Raw genomic sequence first — 15,402 nt, forward strand, 5'->3', positions numbered from 1 at the left:
GGGTCAATCCGTCATCAGCTTGGCGGGTTGCCCGGGGGGCTGGGTTTGCGCCTTGGCCGGGGTAGTGGCTGGCGTTTGCGGAACCGGGGCGCTGCCATTGGCTTCCCAGCCTCCGCCCAGCGCCTTGTAGAGCGTGATCTCATTCTGCTGCTGCGCCAGTTGCAGGCTCACCAGCGTGAGGCGCGCGCTCAACAGCGAATCCTGCGCCACCAGCACGTTCAGGTAATTATCAATCCCAGCTTTAAAGCGCATCAGCGCGAGCTGGTAATAGCGCGTATCGGCATTCACCAGCTTTTGCTGCGCGTCCACCTGATCCACATAGGTCTGGCGCGCCACCAGCGCGTCCGACACGTCATGGAACGCGGACTGGATCGTCTCCTGATAGGTGGCGATCTGCACCTTCTTCTCCAGATCCGCCAAATCCAGATTGGCCATATTCGCCCCCGCCGTGAAGATGGGGATGGTGATTTGCGGCTGGAACACCCAGGAGCTTTGCCCCGCCCCGAACAAATCGCTCAGGCTGTTGCTGGCAAACCCGCCGCTGGCCGTAAGGCTGATAGACGGAAAGAACGCCGCCCGCGCCGCACCGATATTTGCATTGGCTGCCAGCAGGGAGTGTTCCGCCGCGCGGATATCCGGCCTGCGGGTCAGCAGGTCCGAAGGCAGGCCCGCGGGCACTTGCGGCAAAGCTGGTTCGTCCGAAAGGCCGGTGATGGCGTCCATCTTTTTCTGCACGTCGGCGGGAATCGGCGCACCGACCAGCAGCACCAGCTGGTCCATATCCTGCCCGACCTGGCGCTGATATTGCGCCACGTCGGCCATCGCCTTTTGGTAGGTGATTTGCGCCTGCGCCACGTCCATCGCTGTGGCCGTACCGTGTGAGAGCTCAAGTTGAGTCAGCGTCAGGGTTTTCTGGTCCGCCATCGCCGTATTCTGCGCAATCCGCAAAGACTGCCGGTCCGCCAGCCATGTGTAATATTCCGAGCTTACCTCAGCCACGAGAGAGATCTTGGCGCTCAACGCGGTATCCGCCTCGCTGAGATACGTCTCGTGATTGGCCTTGGCCTCGGAGCGGATTTTGCCGAACAGATCCAGCTCCCAGGAGACCGCTTCCGCCCCCAGGCTGTAATCACGCACATCCCCCACCTGCCCGCCATTGAGATTGGCCGGAGTGTGGGTGCGGTCCAGCGAGGCCGCGCCATCTATGGTGGGGAACAGGCTGGCGCGGCTGACCCGGTAATTGGCCTGCGCCTCCTCCACATTCAGTACGGAGACGCGCAGATTGCGGTTATTTGCAAGGCTGAGGCTGATCAGGTCCTGCAAGGCTGGGTCCCTGAAAAACTGCTTCCAGCCGATATCCGCCGCGGCGGGGCCGGAGCCGCCGCCCGCGTCAGGATATCCAGCGGAAACCGCCATAGACGGGCGATGATAAGTCGGAATGAGGCTGCAGCTTGAAAGCAGCCCCAGCATCAGGGCGGAGACGGACTTCAACTTACGCATGGGTCTGGTCTCCGCTGGCCGTATCGCCTTCTTCCTGGCGTTCGGACTTCCGCCTCACTTTCGTGGCTGTCAGAACGGTGACGAAGAACACAGGCACAAAGAAAATCGCCAGGACCGTGGCGGTGAACATGCCGCCCACCACCGCTGTGCCAATGGCCTGCCGCGCCCCCGCCCCGGCACCGCTTGCAATCGCCAGCGGGAAGGTGCCGAAGATAAAGGCGATGGAGGTCATTAAAATCGGGCGTAAGCGTTCGCGGGCCGCATGCAGCGCGGCATCCACCAGGCTTTCTCCCTGCTCATAGAAATTCCGGGCGAATTCCACGATGAGAATGGCGTTCTTGACCGCCAGGCCCATCGTCGTCAGCAGGCCGATCTGGAAATACACGTCATTATCGATACCGCGCAGCAGATTGGCCAGCACCGCGCCGATAATGCCCAGCGGTACCACCAGCATCACCGCCATCGGGATCGACCAGCTCTCATACAAGGCCGCGAGGCAGAGCAGCACGAAGATGATCGAGATGGTATAAAGCGCGCCGGTCTGCGAGCCGGCCTTCACCTGCTCGTAAGAAAGGCCGGTCCATTGCATCGTCACACCTTCCGGCAGCTTGGCCGCCAGCTTCTCAACCTCCTGCATGGCCTTACCGCTGCTCACGCCGGGGGCTGGTTCACCTTGGATCTCATAAGCCTCGTCGCCGTTATAAATTTCGACATCCTGCGGCCCGAGCGTCCAGCTGCCGGAAACGAAAGAACTGAACGGCACCATGCTGCCAGCGCTGTTGCGGACATACCATTTATCCAGATCGCTCGGCTGCATGCGCGAATTGGGTTGGCCCTGGATGTAAACATCCTTCACGCGCCCGCCGCGGCGGAACTGGTCCACGTATTCAGACGCGAATGCCGCCTGGATGGTGGTGTTCACATCGCTCATGCTCAAGCCGAGCGCCTCGGCCTTCTCGCGGTTGACGTGGAGGTTATATTGCGGTGCCAGGCTCAAACCGTTGGGGCGTACAGCCTCCAGCAGCTTGTCCTTAGCGGCCATGGCCAGAAACTGATTCCGCGCGGCGTAGAATTTCTGACTGCTCAGATTGCCGGAATTCATCAGCTCCATGTCAAAGCCGGTGGCATTGCCCAGCTCCAGCACCGGCGGCGGCTGCAACAGGAACACCTGCCCCGCAGGGTCGCCAAAGAAATGCCCCATCACGCGCTGGGCAATGGCCCCCACGCTTTGCGAGGCTTTCGGCCGATCATCCCAGGGCTTGGTGAGCAGCACCAGAAAGCCCTGACTCTGCGCCTGCCCGGCAAAGCTGAAGCCGGTGACAGTGAAGATCGATTTCACGTTCTGGTGCTCTGTCTTCTCAACATATTTGCGCACCTGGTCATTCAGCGCCTCGGTCTGTTCGGCCGTGGATCCGGCGGGCAGCGCCGTCTGGCCCAGCAGCAGCCCCTGATCCTCATTCGGCAGGAAGCCAATGGGCAGGCGCGAGAACAGGAACACCGTCAGGATGGCGATGCACACAAACCCCACCATGGTCAGGCGCCGGCGCTTGGTCATTTTGCGCACGCCGCCCAGATAGCCATTACGGGTGCGGTTGAACGTGCGGTTGAACCAGCCATAAAAACCGTGCGTACCCGCGCCTTCCTTCGGCGGCCGCAAAAGTGAACCGCAGAGCGAGGGCGTGAAGATCAACGCCGTGAGGATGGATAGCACCATGGCCGAGACGATGGTGACAGAGAATTGCCGGTAGATCACACCGGTGGATCCGCCGAAAAAGGCCATCGGCACGAACACGGCAGAAAGCACCAACGCAATGCCGATCAACGCGCCGGAGATTTCGTCCATGGATTGCCGCGCGGCCTCTTTGGCCGAGAGCTTTCGCTCATGCATCAGCCGGTCCACGTTCTCGACCACCACGATCGCATCATCCACCAGCAGCCCCACCGCCAGCACCATAGCCAGCATGGTCAGCGTGTTGATGGAGTATCCCAGCGCCGAGAGCACCGCGAACGTCCCCAGCAGCACAATCGGCACCGCGATGGTGGGCACCAGCGTGGCACGGAAGTTCTGCAGGAACACCAGCATCACCAAGAACACCAGCGCGATGGCTTCCAGCAGGGTCTGCACCACCTCCCGCAAGGAGAGCACGATGTAGGGCTGGGTATCGTATGGATAAACCAGCTTCAGCCCCGGCGGCAGATGCTTGGTCAGCGTCGCCAACTCCTGCTTCACCGCTTTTTCTGTATTCAGCTGGTTGGCGCCGGGGGCGAGCTTGAGACCCATGGCGCTGGCGGGCATCCCGTTATACAGCGCACTAATGGAATAATTCTGTGCGCCCAGACCAACCTTGGCGACATCCTTCAACCGCACCTGAGCGCCGCTGGGCTCCACTTTCAGGAGCACATTCTCAAACTGCTTAACCGTGGTGAACTGCGACGGGCCCTGAATCAACGCATCGAGGCGCTGCCCCTTCACGGCTGGCAGGCCACCCAACTCACCAGACGGTACCTGCACGTTCTGTGCCTGCAGCGCGTCCACCACATCCGTCACCGTCAGCCCGTATTGATAGAGCTTGTCCGGGTTGAGCCAGATGCGCATGGCATATTCAGAGCCGAACAGCGTGTAGTCACCCACACCGGGCACTCGGGTGATCGGATCTTCAATATGCGAGGCGATGTAATCCGCGATATCCGAACGGCTCATGCTGCCATCGGTCGAGACCAGCGCGAAGAAGAGCATATAGTTCTTCTCGGCCTTGCGGACATTAATACCCGTGGTGGTCACTTCAGAGGGCAGCGTGGCCTCGGCCAAAGAGAGCTTGTTCTGCACCTGCACCTGGGCGATGTTCGGGTCCGTGCCCTGCTTGAAGGTCAGGGTAATGCTGACGGACCCGTTCGATTCAGCCGTTGAATCGATATATTCCAGCCCATCCAAACCTGACATTTGCTGCAGGATCGGTCGGATGACGGTATTGGCCACCGTTTCGGCCGAAGCGCCCGCATAATTGGCGGAAATGGAAATCGCCGGAGGTGCGATGGAAGGGTACTGCGCGATCGGCAGTTGGGTGATTTCGATGGCACCGGCCATCATCAACACCAGGGCCAGCACCCAGGCGAAAATCGGCCGGTTGATGAAAAAACGTGACATGAGAAAATCCCGGCCTGTGGCTTAAGCGGCGCCGTTCACGGCGTATTTGGCGGTCTCATCGGTGGGGGAAACAGGCTGGCCCGGTGTTGCGTTCATCAACCCGTCCACAATCACCTTTTCCCCGGCTTTCAGGCCGCCGGTCACCACCCAGTCACTGCCGATATTTCGGCCAATGGTGATCACCTTCTGCGAGACGATGTTCTTACTATTCACCACCAGCACCACCGCATCGCCGCGTGTATTGCGCGAGACCGCCTGTTGCGGCACCAGAATACCGTCTTTGTTCATCCCTTCATCAATCTTCGCATGCACATACATGCCTGGGAGCAGCAGATGCTGCGGGTTGGGGAACAAAGCGCGCACCAGCACAGTGCCGGTGCTTTCATTCACATTCACCTCGGAGAATTGCAGCTTGCCGGTCTGGCTGTAGGTGCTGCCATCTTCCAGGGTGAGCGTGACCTTCACGGAACCGTCGGGCGTGGTTTCAAGCTGGCCGGAATCTTTCTCCTGCTTCAGCCGAAGCCAGGTGGTGGAAGATTCGTTCACGTCCACATAAATCGGGTTCAGCGTGGTGATGGTGGCGAGAGACGTGCTCTGGTCCGCCGTCACCAGTGCACCCGGCGTCACCGCGGACGCACCGATGGTGCCGGAAATGGGCGCCAGGACTTTGGTGTATTGCAAATTGATCCGCGCGGTTTCAATCGCCGCCTTGGCGGAGGCAATGTTCGCCTCATCCTCTTTTACTGCCGCCACCGCGTTATCGTAAGATTGCTGGCTCACCGCCTGGGCGGCAGCCAGCGGCTTGTAGCGCGCGGCCTGAGCCCGGTCAGCCACCAGGGCGGCCTCGTCATGCTTAAGCGTGGCGATAGCGCTGTCATAGGTGGCTTGATAAGGCGCGGGGTCGATCTGGTAGAGCTGCTGCCCCGCCTTCACGTCGCTACCTTCCACAAACAGCCGCTTCAGGATCACGCCGCTCACCTGCGGGATAATCGGCGCCGTCATCACCGAGGCGGTGCGCCCAGGCAGGCTGGTAGTGCGCAGCACCGGTTGGGTGTGAATGGTAATAACCCCCACTTTTGGCGGCGGCGGCGCAGCGGCGGCTTGTTTCTTTTCGCAACCTGCCAAGAGGCTCAGCCCGGCAAGGCACGTGACCGCCAAAAAGCGGCCGCGCGCGGAATAACGATCAGTGGCGGGCATCAGACCTCACAGGCAGGAAGATAGTTGAAATGAAAAGCAAGCCCCGGAAACACGGAAATACGTAACGAAACATTTACAGTACTTATGGGTACTGATATTGTGCGATGCGAAACCCTGTCAAGATGCAAATTAATTGCGATTAATGGCGAACGTGATAACAAATATGGTTGGAAACTAATTGTCCAAGAGTTGTTGTAAAAATAATCGAGGGCGCCCCAAGACCCTGCCAGATGAAAACCAGCGTCAGGTCATTATTAAAGGGGCCCGGCAATTATTCCTGGAACATGGCTACGGCGCCACCAAGACAGAAGAGATCGCCGCGCGGTGCAAAATTTCCAAACAGACATTATACCGGCTATTCCCCGGCAAGGCGTCTCTGTTTGCCGCCGTGGTAGAGGCCAACCGCCCTCAATGGCTGGAACTGCCCGTACCCGAGGGCCTGCCTTTGCAAACCGCGCTGGAACGGATTTTCCGCATCGATATCAGCGAGGCGGAGGACCAGGAGCGTCTGCAATTTATCGGCATGACCCTGGCGGAAGGCCGCCATCACCCAGAACTGCATGAAATTACCAAAACCTGCGGCACAGGCCGCGCCCACGCCACCCTCGCGGAATGGATGCAGCGTCAGGCGGATCTCGGGCGCATCAATCTTGCGGAAGATGCGCTTAAAACTGCGCGGATGATCTGCGACATGGTGTTCGGCGCCCTGCTGATGAAAACCCTTGGGGAGGTAGGCTGGCCAAGCTGTGAGGCGCGACGCACCCATATCCGCGCGGCCATCCGGGTGTTTTTGCACGGCGTCTGCCGCGCCACGGCCGATTAAATCAGGAAGCCGTTGTAATTAACTGGATTTTTGCCGGGTTTTTTGCTAGCGTTCCGTCATACCCGCTGGCTTTACAAAGTGGGGACGCTTCTTTCGGGGCGTGAGGAAACAAGGCAAAAGACAATGAATGATATCGTAATCTGGGCGGAATTGCTGGCTGTGCCGGCGCTCCTTGGCTTTATTGCCGCGATGGTCTGCTTATTCAAGGATGAATGGGCGTTCAGACACCCCCATTCCCGGCCGCGACATCATCACGGTTAAGCTTCATCCTCCGCGCCGGCAACCAGATATTTGCGGTCGATCCGGCGCATAGCGGTCGCGAGGCGCGCTTCCTCGCGTTTGATATCCTCAATGCTGCTGCCGGTGAATTCCATATGCGCGCGCATGGCGGCGGCGGCTTCCTCGGCATTGCCGCTCAGCACGGCCTCGCCAATCCTGAGATGCTGTTGCAGCAGCAAATCCCGAACCCCAGCCCTTAAATAGAGCGTTTCGCGGTTATAAAACACGTTACGGCGCAGCAGGTCGCCCAGCACGCGCATGATGTGCAGCACCATGAGGTTATGCGACGCCTCATAGATCAGCCCATGCAGTTCTGCATCGTAATCCGCCTCCAGGCTGGCGTCTCCGGCATCGTGCGCGGCGCGGATGCGGGCCAGGCAATCCGCAATTGCCTCTCGCTCGGGCTGGGTGGCGCGGGTGGCAGCATAGCCTGCGGCAGCCACCTCCACCGTCTGGCGGAATTCAATGTAATCCGATGTGGCGCGCGGCTCGGTCACAAACAGCTCGGCCAGCGGGTCAGCCAACCGGTCAAGAAACTTTGCCACGACCGTGCCAGACTTGGTGGTGATCAACAATCCTTTCTCCTCCAGCTGGGCCAAAGCTTGATGCAAGGATGGGCGTGAAACCCCCAGCCGCTCCGCCAACTCCCGCTCGCCTAAAAGCTTTTCCCCAGGCCGGATCGCGCCCTCCAGGATCATGGTCTGGATGCGGTCGGCAATAATCTCGGCAAGCGGCACGGGCCTGACTTTGGTGGACATGGAACTCCCTAATTTCTGCCCTTAGCGGGAGATAATACAGAAACCGGCCCGGCGGGTAAGCTGGACGCCTCCAAAACATCTGGTAAATAAATATTGCCAATTAAAGTTGGTGGCTGATATATGCACCACGCGTTCAAGCTGCACAAACCGGCAAACCACTGGGAGCACACATCGCCATAGATGGAGGAACGGCAACACGCCGCGCCTAAGCGGGCTTTGCCACCGGCAACCGCCTGAACAGGCACGGATAAGCTCAAACGATTCAAGGAAAGACGTGGAAACCAATGTCCCCTAATTATAATTCGCCCTATCGCTGGGTCATGGCGCTGATCACCGCCATTGTCATGTCCACAAGCTTTATCTCATTGACCGCCTTTGGCCTCGGCGCGCCCGCAATCGCCCAAACAATCGGGATTCCGGTGGGCACGCTGACCACCTATGGGGTCGATGCGTTCTCAATCGGCCTGTTTGTCGCGTTTTTTCTGGGCCATGGGGGTGTGTTTGATACCCGCATCCGCCTTGGCGTGTTCGTGGCACAGGCACTGCTGATCGTGCCGCAAATGCTGATGCCGGTGCTGATGCCGCTCACCCACTCGCTATGGCTGTTCACGCTCATGCGGTTCTCCCAGGGCCTCGTCATCATGATTATCGCCCTGTTCTCCATTCAGCTATCGGGCTGGTTCCGGCCCAGCCAACGCGGCATCTCGCTGGGCGCTATGCTGGGTGCCATTACCCTCGGCGGCGCGCTGGGCGGTCTGATCACCAGCAGCCTGGCCCGGTTCGGCTGGCAGGCGCTGTATGAAATCACCGGCCTGATCATGCTGGGCGGCGCCGCGATCTATTTCATCTTCGCGCGGGATGCGAAACATCTGGTGCAGCAGCTTCATGCCGCCAAGGGCGCTGGGCATGGCAGCGCCTGGTCCTTGCCGATGACCTGGATCATGGGGATCGTGCAGATTCCGCTGACCTGGACCTTGTTCAGCGTAGGCGGCTTCATGCCCGCTTATGGCTTCCATCTTGGCTATAAGGTGAGCCAAGTCAGCCACATCATGTTCATCTGGGGTATTGTCGGGTTTTTCTCCGCCGTCATCGGCGCGCTGCTAGGCGACCGGATGGCCAAAAACCAGACCACCAATCGCGGCGTTGTGAATGCGCGGCTGAAGCTGATCAGCATCGCCAACATCATCATGGCGGTCGGGGCTCTAATGGTGTTGTATCTGGCGCCGGTGTCCTATTCGCTGTTTCTATTTTCCGCGATCGTCATTTCCTTCATGATGGCCATTCCGCCGAATTTCTGGGCAACGCCGGCCAGCGTGTTCCCCATGGCCACTGTCGGCGCCGGGGCGTTTGGCATGGGAGTGATCTCCAACTCCACCAGCGCCATCGGGCCGATTGTCTCCTCGGTCATGGTGCCCTCGCTCGGCTGGTCAGGAGTGTTCTGGCTGATGGTGGCGCTCTCGATCGTAGGAGTTATTGTGAACCTGATCGCGATGCGCACCCCGCTGCCGTCTGAGGAAACAGTCGCCGCCAAATACGGCATCGCTGAGTAACCCATACCGGGATGAGAACCATGACCAACCTCACCGAAACATTGCGCGGGATCGTGGGCCAGCCCCATGTGCTGACCGGAGAGCGGGAGACCGCACGCTTTCGCAAAGGGTTCCGGTTTGGGGATGGTCCGGTTCTGGCGGTGGTGCAGCCGGGCAGCCTGGTGGACCAGTGGCGGGTGTTGAAAGCCTGCCACGCGGCCGGGGTGATTATCATCCTGCAAGCGGCCAATACCGGGCTGACCGGAGGCTCCACGCCGGATGGCGCGGATTATGACCGGCCCATCGTCATCATCAGCACACTACGGCTGGCGAAGATTCATCTGATTGAAGACGGACGGCAGGTGATCTGCCTGCCCGGCGCCACCTTGTTCCAGCTTGAGCAAGCCTTGCGACCGCTAGGGCGCGAGCCGCATTCTGTCATCGGGTCCTCCTGCCTGGGAGCATCGGTATTTGGTGGCATTGCCAATAACTCCGGCGGCTCACTCATCCGCCGGGGCCCGGCCTTCACGCAGCTTACCCTGTATGCCCGGGTGACTGAGGCCGGGGAAATCGAGCTGGTCAACCATCTCGGCGTGCAGCTGGGCAATGAGCCTGAGGCCATGCTGGCAAAGTTGGAGGCCGGCACCTTCACTCCCGCCGAGATTGAGCATCCGGCCGGGCGCGCCGCCTCAGATCCGGATTACGCCCAGCATGTCCGCGAGATTGACGCCCCCACCCCTGCCCGCTTCAACGCCGACCCACGGCGCCTGCACGAGGCTGCGGGCAGTGCTGGCAAGGTGATGATGTTCGCCGTGCGGCTGGACAGTTTCCCAAAGGATGAGCGGACCGCCGTGTTCTATATCGGCACCAACGCGCCGGATGAGCTGACGCAAATCCGCCGTCATATTCTCGGGCGGTTCCAGTCCCTGCCGGTGGCGGCAGAATATATCCACCGCGACGCGTTCAACATCGCAGAGATTTATGGCAAGGACACGTTCCTCGCCATTGAACGGCTGGGCACGGACAGACTGCCCCAGCTCTTTGCGCTGAAAGCGAAATTCGATGCAGCCGCCAGCCGGTTCGGCCTGCCTGGACAGCTCAGCGACCGGCTGATGCAATGGGCCAGCCGTTTCTTCCCGCAGCATCTGCCCCGGCGGATGCTAGATTACCGGGACCGTTACGAGCATCATCTGCTGCTAAAAATGTCCGGCGACGGGATTGAAGAAGCAAGGGCCTATCTCGCCAGCCTGTTTCCCTCCGCCGCGGGGGATGTGTTTGAATGCACGGCGCAAGAAGGCACCAAGGCATTTCTGCACCGCTTTGCCGTGGCTGGCGCGGCGGTGCGTTACCGCACCATGCACGCCCGTGAGGTTTCAGACATCGTGGCGCTGGACATCGCCCTGCGCCGCGACGAGCAGGACTGGGTGGAGCACCTGCCGCAGGACGTTGAGGCGCCGCTGCTGCATAAGCTCTATTACGGGCATTTCTTCTGCCACGTGTTCCACCAGGATTATGTGGTGGCCAAGGGCCATGACCCCCTCGCGATCGAGCATAAAATGTGGGCGCTATTGGATGGGCGCGGGGCGGAATATCCGGCGGAGCACAATGTCGGGCATCTCTACCACGCAAAGCCCGCACTAGCGGCGCATTACCGGGCGTTGGACCCGTGCAACTGCTTCAATCCCGGTATCGGCAAAACCTCGAAACTGGCCTGCTGGGGAGAGGACGCTGCGGCGTAGCCGCTCAGCGCGGCGGGGCGGCGCGTAAGCTCATCACAAGCAGCATCGGCACCCAGATAATATACCAGCCCGGCGCCGGGCCTTTAATGACCTGGGTGAGATCAGACAGCCCCGAAACCAGTGGCACCACCATCACCGCCAGCCAGAGCCGCGTGGTAAACCCGGCACTCACTTGGCGCAGATGCCGCCAGAGAAGCCATTGGCACAGCCAGAACAGCAGAAACCCGACCAGCCCGCTATAGAGCAGCAGCGACAAATAAAGGTTATGCGGGCTGGGATAAGCCGGGCAGAAGCCGTGCGGGGCAATTGGCAACCGGGCTGAGGGGCCATATCCCACCACCGGATTTTGCAGGATCAGCCCCCAGGCGGTGCGCCAAATGGTCACATGGCAATCCGTGCCCCGGGCAAGGAAATTACGCGCCAGCAGCCCAACAATGCCCGGCTGCAGCCACCAGACCAGCAGCGCCGCCAGGACCACGCACAGCCCGGCCAGCGCCAAGCGGCCGCACAGCTTCCAGCTGCCCAGGCAGACAATGCCCAGCGCGCAGACCAGCGCCACCAGTGGGGTGCGGCTGTAGCTGACCATCAGATACAGCGCCATCGACACCAAGGCGGCGATATAAATGCCTTGCCACTTGCCTTCGGCCATGCGCCCAAGCACGAGCAGGATACAGATATCCAGCATCGCGGTGCCCAGCACAGGGTTCAGCGTCGCCCCCCAGCCTTGCATCCGCGTACCCAGCTTGCCCTCGGCCAGCAAAATCGCCACCGAGAGCAACGCATTCACCGCCCCCGCGCCAATCAACACGCTAACCGCCCGGCGTCTGAAGCCGGGGTCATCACCATCCGCCATTTTAAAGCCGAGCAGAAAAGCAAAGGTGCAAATGCCATTGACCAGCCAGTAAGTATGGCTGTTGCCCATGCCGGAGATGTTGTGATCCCAAAAAATCGCCAGAAAGGACCAGCCGCACAGCGCCAGCATGGCGGTGAACGGCCGGTCGTGCCAATCCGGCCGCCAGCCCTGCCAGAGCCGCGCGGCCACGGTGGGCAGCAGAATGATATAGCACAAGGTTGACCAGGCCGCGTTGCTGGGCATCAGCAGCCCGCCCGCGAGGCAGACGGGCATAATCACCCGGGCGGTGGCCATATGCGGCCGTTTTATGCGCCGCCATACGGGCATATTGGAGGAGGGCTGAGCGGCTGGCATATCCATTATGCCCCCGCGTTGCCCCCCCCTCCCGGTACTGTCAAGCGCCCGCACCGCAACATGGCCGCGCGTTGACTTTTACCCTGGCCCTTTTAGTAAAATGCCGCATCACACGGCGGCAGGGAATTCAGCTACTCATGGTCCGGATCGTGCATATCGGCTACGCGCCGGTATCGCTGAAAAGCCTCAACCAGCACGCCACCGGCATCAAGCTTTGCAACGGCTTCATTCGCAACGGGCATCAGCTTTTCACGCTGTCGGACCGCGACATCGCGCGATCCTTCGGGTTTGGCCACCGGCGGCTGGGCGGGCGGGCGTTCAATAAGATGATCCGTGAATTCTGCCGCGCGCAGAAGCCGGAGCTGATGGTGCTGGGCCATGCGGACATGCTGGAAGCCTCCACCATCGCCACCATCCGCGAGGATCTGCCGGGGATGAGGGTGGTGCAATGGAATGTCGACCCACTGTTCGAGCCTGACAATATCAGCCGGATCGAAAGCAAGCTTGGGGTGGTGGATCTCACCCTGCTCACCACCGCCGGACCGTCTTTGGCAAAACTCCGCCGCCCAGGCCACCGGATGGGGTTCATGCCCAACCCGGTTGATCTATCCATCGAGCGCGGCCGTATGGATGACATGGAACATCCGCCGTTCGATCTGTTCTATGCCTGCGGCAACCCGGATCGTCCAAAACGCGTGATCTGCGGTAAGGCTTGGAACATGGAGGAGTTCATGCGCGGCGTAATGACCCGCCAGCCCGGCCTGCGTGCGCACACACCTGGTATGTTCGGGCAGCCGCGCCTTACCGCCGCCGCCTATCAGGAGGGGCTTGAAAGCGCCGCGCTGGGGCTGAATATCAGCCGCCGGGCCGATGATTACCTCTACAGCTCTGACCGTCTGGCCCAGTTGGCTGGCAACGGGCTACTCGCCATAATTGAGCGTACCACCGGCTATGACCGGTTCTTCGGCGAGGATGAGATGGGGTTTTTCTCCAACCTTGAGGAACTGGACGAACTGCTCGCCCGCTACCGCGCGGATGCCAAGGCCCGGATGCGCGTGGCCGCTGCCGGGCGGCAGCGCTATGTGGAGCTATTCAATGAGCGCCGGGTGGCGGCCTATATCGTCGATGCTGTGTTCAACGGCACGGACGAAACAGCCTATCCCTGGCCCGACCACCCGACCTGAGCGCCCATGGCTCGCATCGCCATCGTGCTGCCGCTGCGTGAATCCTTCACCCCGGAGGCGGCGGGGGCGATTGCTTTGGTGGTGCGGCGGTTTGCCGCGGCGCTGCCCGGCAGCGTGGTGCTGGGCCCTGATCCTGGCGGCACCTTTCCCGGCATTGTTTTTAAGCAGGTGCTGACCTTCCGGCAGGCTTGCGCGCAGCTGCGGCGCCTGCGGCCGGAGGTGATCGAAGTGCATCAGAAACCCTATTGGGCGGTGGCGTTCGCCTTGCTATTCCGCCGCGCGCGGGTGGTGCTGTTTCTGCATAACGACCCGCAAAGCATACGCGGCCTACGCAGCCGGCTGGGGCGCAGGCTGACGCTGGCGCTGCTTCACCGAGTGGTCTGCGTTTCAGATTATCTGGCAGCGCGCTATGCCCAGGGGCTCCGGCACGGGCCGGACGTACTGCACAACCCGCTGGACCCCGGAGAGATTCCTGCCCCCACGCCCAAACAGAAGCTCATTCTGTTCGCCGGACGGGTGGTGCCGGACAAGGCGCCGGACGTGTTTATCGCCGCCTGCGTGGCCGCGCTGCCCGACCTGCCCGGATGGCGGGCGGAGATGATCGGTGGCGACAGTTTCGGCCCCAACAGCCCGCAAACCGGGTTTTTCCTGACCCAGCAGGCGGCCGCGGCCGCGGCCGGCATCGGGTTCCGGGGACCACGCCCGCATGATGAAGTGCTGGCGGCGATGAACGAGGCCGCGATTGTGGTGGTGCCCAGCCGCTGGGCGGAGCCGTTCGGGCTGACGGCGCTGGAGGCACTGGCCTGCGGCGCGGCGCTGATCACCACCGGCCAGGGCGGTTTGAGCGAGGTAGCCGGCCCTGCCGCGCTTTACATCGCCCCGGACGATGTGGACGCGCTCGCCACCGCTTTGCGGACCCTGGTCGCGGACGCCCCCCGGCGCGCGGCCCTGGCCGCGGCCGGGCGTCAGCGTGCCCGCGAATTCTTCACGCCAGCCATCACGCCCCGCCTGCAAGCCTTGCGGGATGCGGTTTAAGCGTTACATCCTGTCTCCGAATTCAGAAATTTGGGTTTTTGCATATGTCCGATCTCGTTCCCGTCACTGTCCTCACCGGCTATCTGGGGGCTGGTAAAACCACGCTGCTCAACCATCTGCTCACCGGCACGCATGGCAAGAAATACGCCGTGGTGATTAATGAATTCGGTGAACTCGGCGTGGATAACGACCTCGTGGTGGATTCCGACGAGGAAGTGTTCGAGATGAATAACGGCTGCATCTGCTGCACCGTGCGCGGTGACCTGATCCGCATCATCTCAGGGCTGATGAAGCGCACGGGCAAGCTGGATGGCATTATCGTCGAGACAACCGGCCTCGCCAACCCAGCCCCGGTGGCGCAAACTTTCTTCGTGGATGAGGACGTGAAGGCCAAAACAAGGCTGGATGCGATTGTCACCGTGGTGGATGCTAAGAACTTCCTGGCCCGGCTGGAGGACAGCCCGGAAGCCGCCGACCAGGTGGCCTTCGCGGATGTGATCGTGCTGAACAAGCTCGACCTCGTGAGCCCGGAGGAACTGGCGGCGGTGCAGGCCAAAATTAAATCCGTTAACCCCTATGCCGAGATTAAAACCGCCACGCGCGGCGATGTTCCGGCGGACCAGTTGCTCGGCCTCGGCGCATTCGACCTGAAGCGCGTGCTCGCCAATGTGCCGGACTTCCTGGAGGAAGACAGCCACACCCATAACGAGCATCTGACCAGCATCAGCCTCTCGACCGACAAACCCGTCTCGGCCGATAAATTCAATATCTGGATCGGCCAGATCCTGCAGACCCAAGGCCAGAATATTCTGCGCACCAAGGGAATTTTGTCTTATGCCGGGGAGGACCGGCGCTTTGCTTTCCAGGCCGTGCACATGATGGCGGATGGCGATTTCCTGGCCCCTTGGAAGCCGGATGAAAAGCGCGTCAGCCGCCTTGTGTTCATCGGCCGTGACCTCAACCGTCCGGCCTTGCGGCGCGGGTTTGAGAGCTGCGCCGCCTGATA

11 protein-coding genes are annotated in these 15,402 nt (G+C 61.1%); 6 read left to right on the forward strand and 5 right to left on the reverse strand.

Annotated elements, in window-relative coordinates; genetic code table 11:
* Nucleotides 1-3: 3 nt before the first annotated feature.
* From BUB54_RS04120 to BUB54_RS04130, 3 genes are read right to left on the reverse strand one after another with little or no spacing between them, the layout of a single operon-like run.
* The gene (locus BUB54_RS04120) at nt 4-1,500 is read right to left on the reverse strand and encodes an efflux transporter outer membrane subunit (RefSeq protein WP_048878373.1); all 1,497 of its coding nucleotides are present in this window, start codon (nt 1,498-1,500) and stop codon (nt 4-6) included.
* Nucleotides 1,493-4,645 (reverse strand): efflux RND transporter permease subunit, encoded by a 3,153-nt coding sequence (locus tag BUB54_RS04125; RefSeq protein ID WP_048878372.1) that lies wholly within the window; start codon nt 4,643-4,645, stop codon nt 1,493-1,495. Before BUB54_RS04125 ends, BUB54_RS04120 begins: the two co-directional genes overlap by 8 nt.
* A gap of 21 nt (nt 4,646-4,666) precedes the next feature.
* The gene (locus tag BUB54_RS04130; protein ID WP_048878371.1) at nt 4,667-5,842 is read right to left on the reverse strand and encodes an efflux RND transporter periplasmic adaptor subunit; all 1,176 of its coding nucleotides are present in this window, start codon (nt 5,840-5,842) and stop codon (nt 4,667-4,669) included.
* 178 nt (nt 5,843-6,020) lie between these two features.
* On the opposite strand from BUB54_RS04130, the gene BUB54_RS04135 reads away from it, so the two are divergent.
* On the forward strand, nt 6,021-6,665 hold the full coding sequence (locus BUB54_RS04135) for a TetR/AcrR family transcriptional regulator (protein ID WP_048878370.1): 645 nt from the start codon (nt 6,021-6,023) through the stop codon (nt 6,663-6,665).
* A gap of 257 nt (nt 6,666-6,922) precedes the next feature.
* On the opposite strand, the gene BUB54_RS04140 is transcribed toward BUB54_RS04135, so the two are convergent.
* Nucleotides 6,923-7,702 carry an FCD domain-containing protein gene (locus BUB54_RS04140; RefSeq protein ID WP_048878369.1) on the reverse strand — a complete coding sequence of 260 codons (780 nt, stop codon included), beginning with the start codon at nt 7,700-7,702 and terminating at the stop codon, nt 6,923-6,925.
* Nucleotides 7,703-7,986: 284 nt separating this feature from the next.
* Between BUB54_RS04140 and BUB54_RS04145 the strand changes: the two genes are divergently transcribed.
* Together BUB54_RS04145 and dld are read left to right on the forward strand one after the other, a co-directional pair.
* Entirely contained in the window at nt 7,987-9,252 is a 1,266-nt protein-coding gene (locus tag BUB54_RS04145; RefSeq protein ID WP_048878368.1) for an MFS transporter, read from the forward strand.
* Between the two features lie 20 nt (nt 9,253-9,272).
* Entirely contained in the window at nt 9,273-10,970 is a 1,698-nt protein-coding gene (gene dld / locus BUB54_RS04150; RefSeq protein ID WP_082075622.1) for a D-lactate dehydrogenase, read from the forward strand.
* 4 nt (nt 10,971-10,974) lie between these two features.
* Here dld and BUB54_RS04155 read toward each other — a convergent pair whose 3' ends face one another.
* On the reverse strand, nt 10,975-12,117 hold the full coding sequence (locus BUB54_RS04155) for an O-antigen ligase family protein (RefSeq protein ID WP_048878366.1): 1,143 nt from the start codon (nt 12,115-12,117) through the stop codon (nt 10,975-10,977).
* Nucleotides 12,118-12,314: 197 nt separating this feature from the next.
* On the opposite strand from BUB54_RS04155, the gene BUB54_RS04160 reads away from it, so the two are divergent.
* Genes BUB54_RS04160 through BUB54_RS04170 form a run of 3 tightly spaced genes read left to right on the forward strand, consistent with a single transcriptional unit; the run spans nt 12,315 to nt 15,400 of the window.
* Entirely contained in the window at nt 12,315-13,361 is a 1,047-nt protein-coding gene (locus BUB54_RS04160) for a glycosyltransferase family protein (protein WP_139284785.1), read from the forward strand.
* A 6-nt stretch (nt 13,362-13,367) separates the two neighbouring features.
* A complete protein-coding gene (locus BUB54_RS04165) occupies nt 13,368-14,396 on the forward strand; it encodes a glycosyltransferase family 4 protein (RefSeq protein ID WP_048878365.1) in 1,029 nt (342 codons plus the stop codon).
* Between the two features lie 44 nt (nt 14,397-14,440).
* Nucleotides 14,441-15,400, forward strand: a complete 960-nt coding sequence (locus BUB54_RS04170; RefSeq protein ID WP_048878364.1) for a CobW family GTP-binding protein — start codon at nt 14,441-14,443, stop codon at nt 15,398-15,400.
* Nucleotides 15,401-15,402 lie beyond the last annotated feature (2 nt).

This window comes from Acidocella aminolytica 101 = DSM 11237 (assembly GCF_900129125.1).
GTDB classification, from domain to species: domain Bacteria; phylum Pseudomonadota; class Alphaproteobacteria; order Acetobacterales; family Acetobacteraceae; genus Acidocella; species Acidocella aminolytica.

Bases quoted from the DNA above. Each gene is read 5' to 3' on its own strand.
- BUB54_RS04120 (WP_048878373.1), bottom strand. From the start codon at position 1,500: ATGCGTAAGTTGAAGTCCGTCTCCGCCCTGATGCTGGGGCTGCTTTCA.
- BUB54_RS04125 (WP_048878372.1), bottom strand. From the start codon at position 4,645: ATGTCACGTTTTTTCATCAACCGGCCGATTTTCGCCTGGGTGCTGGCC.
- BUB54_RS04130 (WP_048878371.1), bottom strand. From the start codon at position 5,842: ATGCCCGCCACTGATCGTTATTCCGCGCGCGGCCGCTTTTTGGCGGTC.
- BUB54_RS04140 (WP_048878369.1), bottom strand. From the start codon at position 7,702: ATGTCCACCAAAGTCAGGCCCGTGCCGCTTGCCGAGATTATTGCCGAC.
- BUB54_RS04145 (WP_048878368.1), top strand. From the start codon at position 7,987: ATGTCCCCTAATTATAATTCGCCCTATCGCTGGGTCATGGCGCTGATC.
- dld (WP_082075622.1), top strand. From the start codon at position 9,273: ATGACCAACCTCACCGAAACATTGCGCGGGATCGTGGGCCAGCCCCAT.
- BUB54_RS04155 (WP_048878366.1), bottom strand. From the start codon at position 12,117: ATGGCCACCGCCCGGGTGATTATGCCCGTCTGCCTCGCGGGCGGGCTG.
- BUB54_RS04160 (WP_139284785.1), top strand. From the start codon at position 12,315: ATGGTCCGGATCGTGCATATCGGCTACGCGCCGGTATCGCTGAAAAGC.
- BUB54_RS04165 (WP_048878365.1), top strand. From the start codon at position 13,368: ATGGCTCGCATCGCCATCGTGCTGCCGCTGCGTGAATCCTTCACCCCG.
- BUB54_RS04170 (WP_048878364.1), top strand. From the start codon at position 14,441: ATGTCCGATCTCGTTCCCGTCACTGTCCTCACCGGCTATCTGGGGGCT.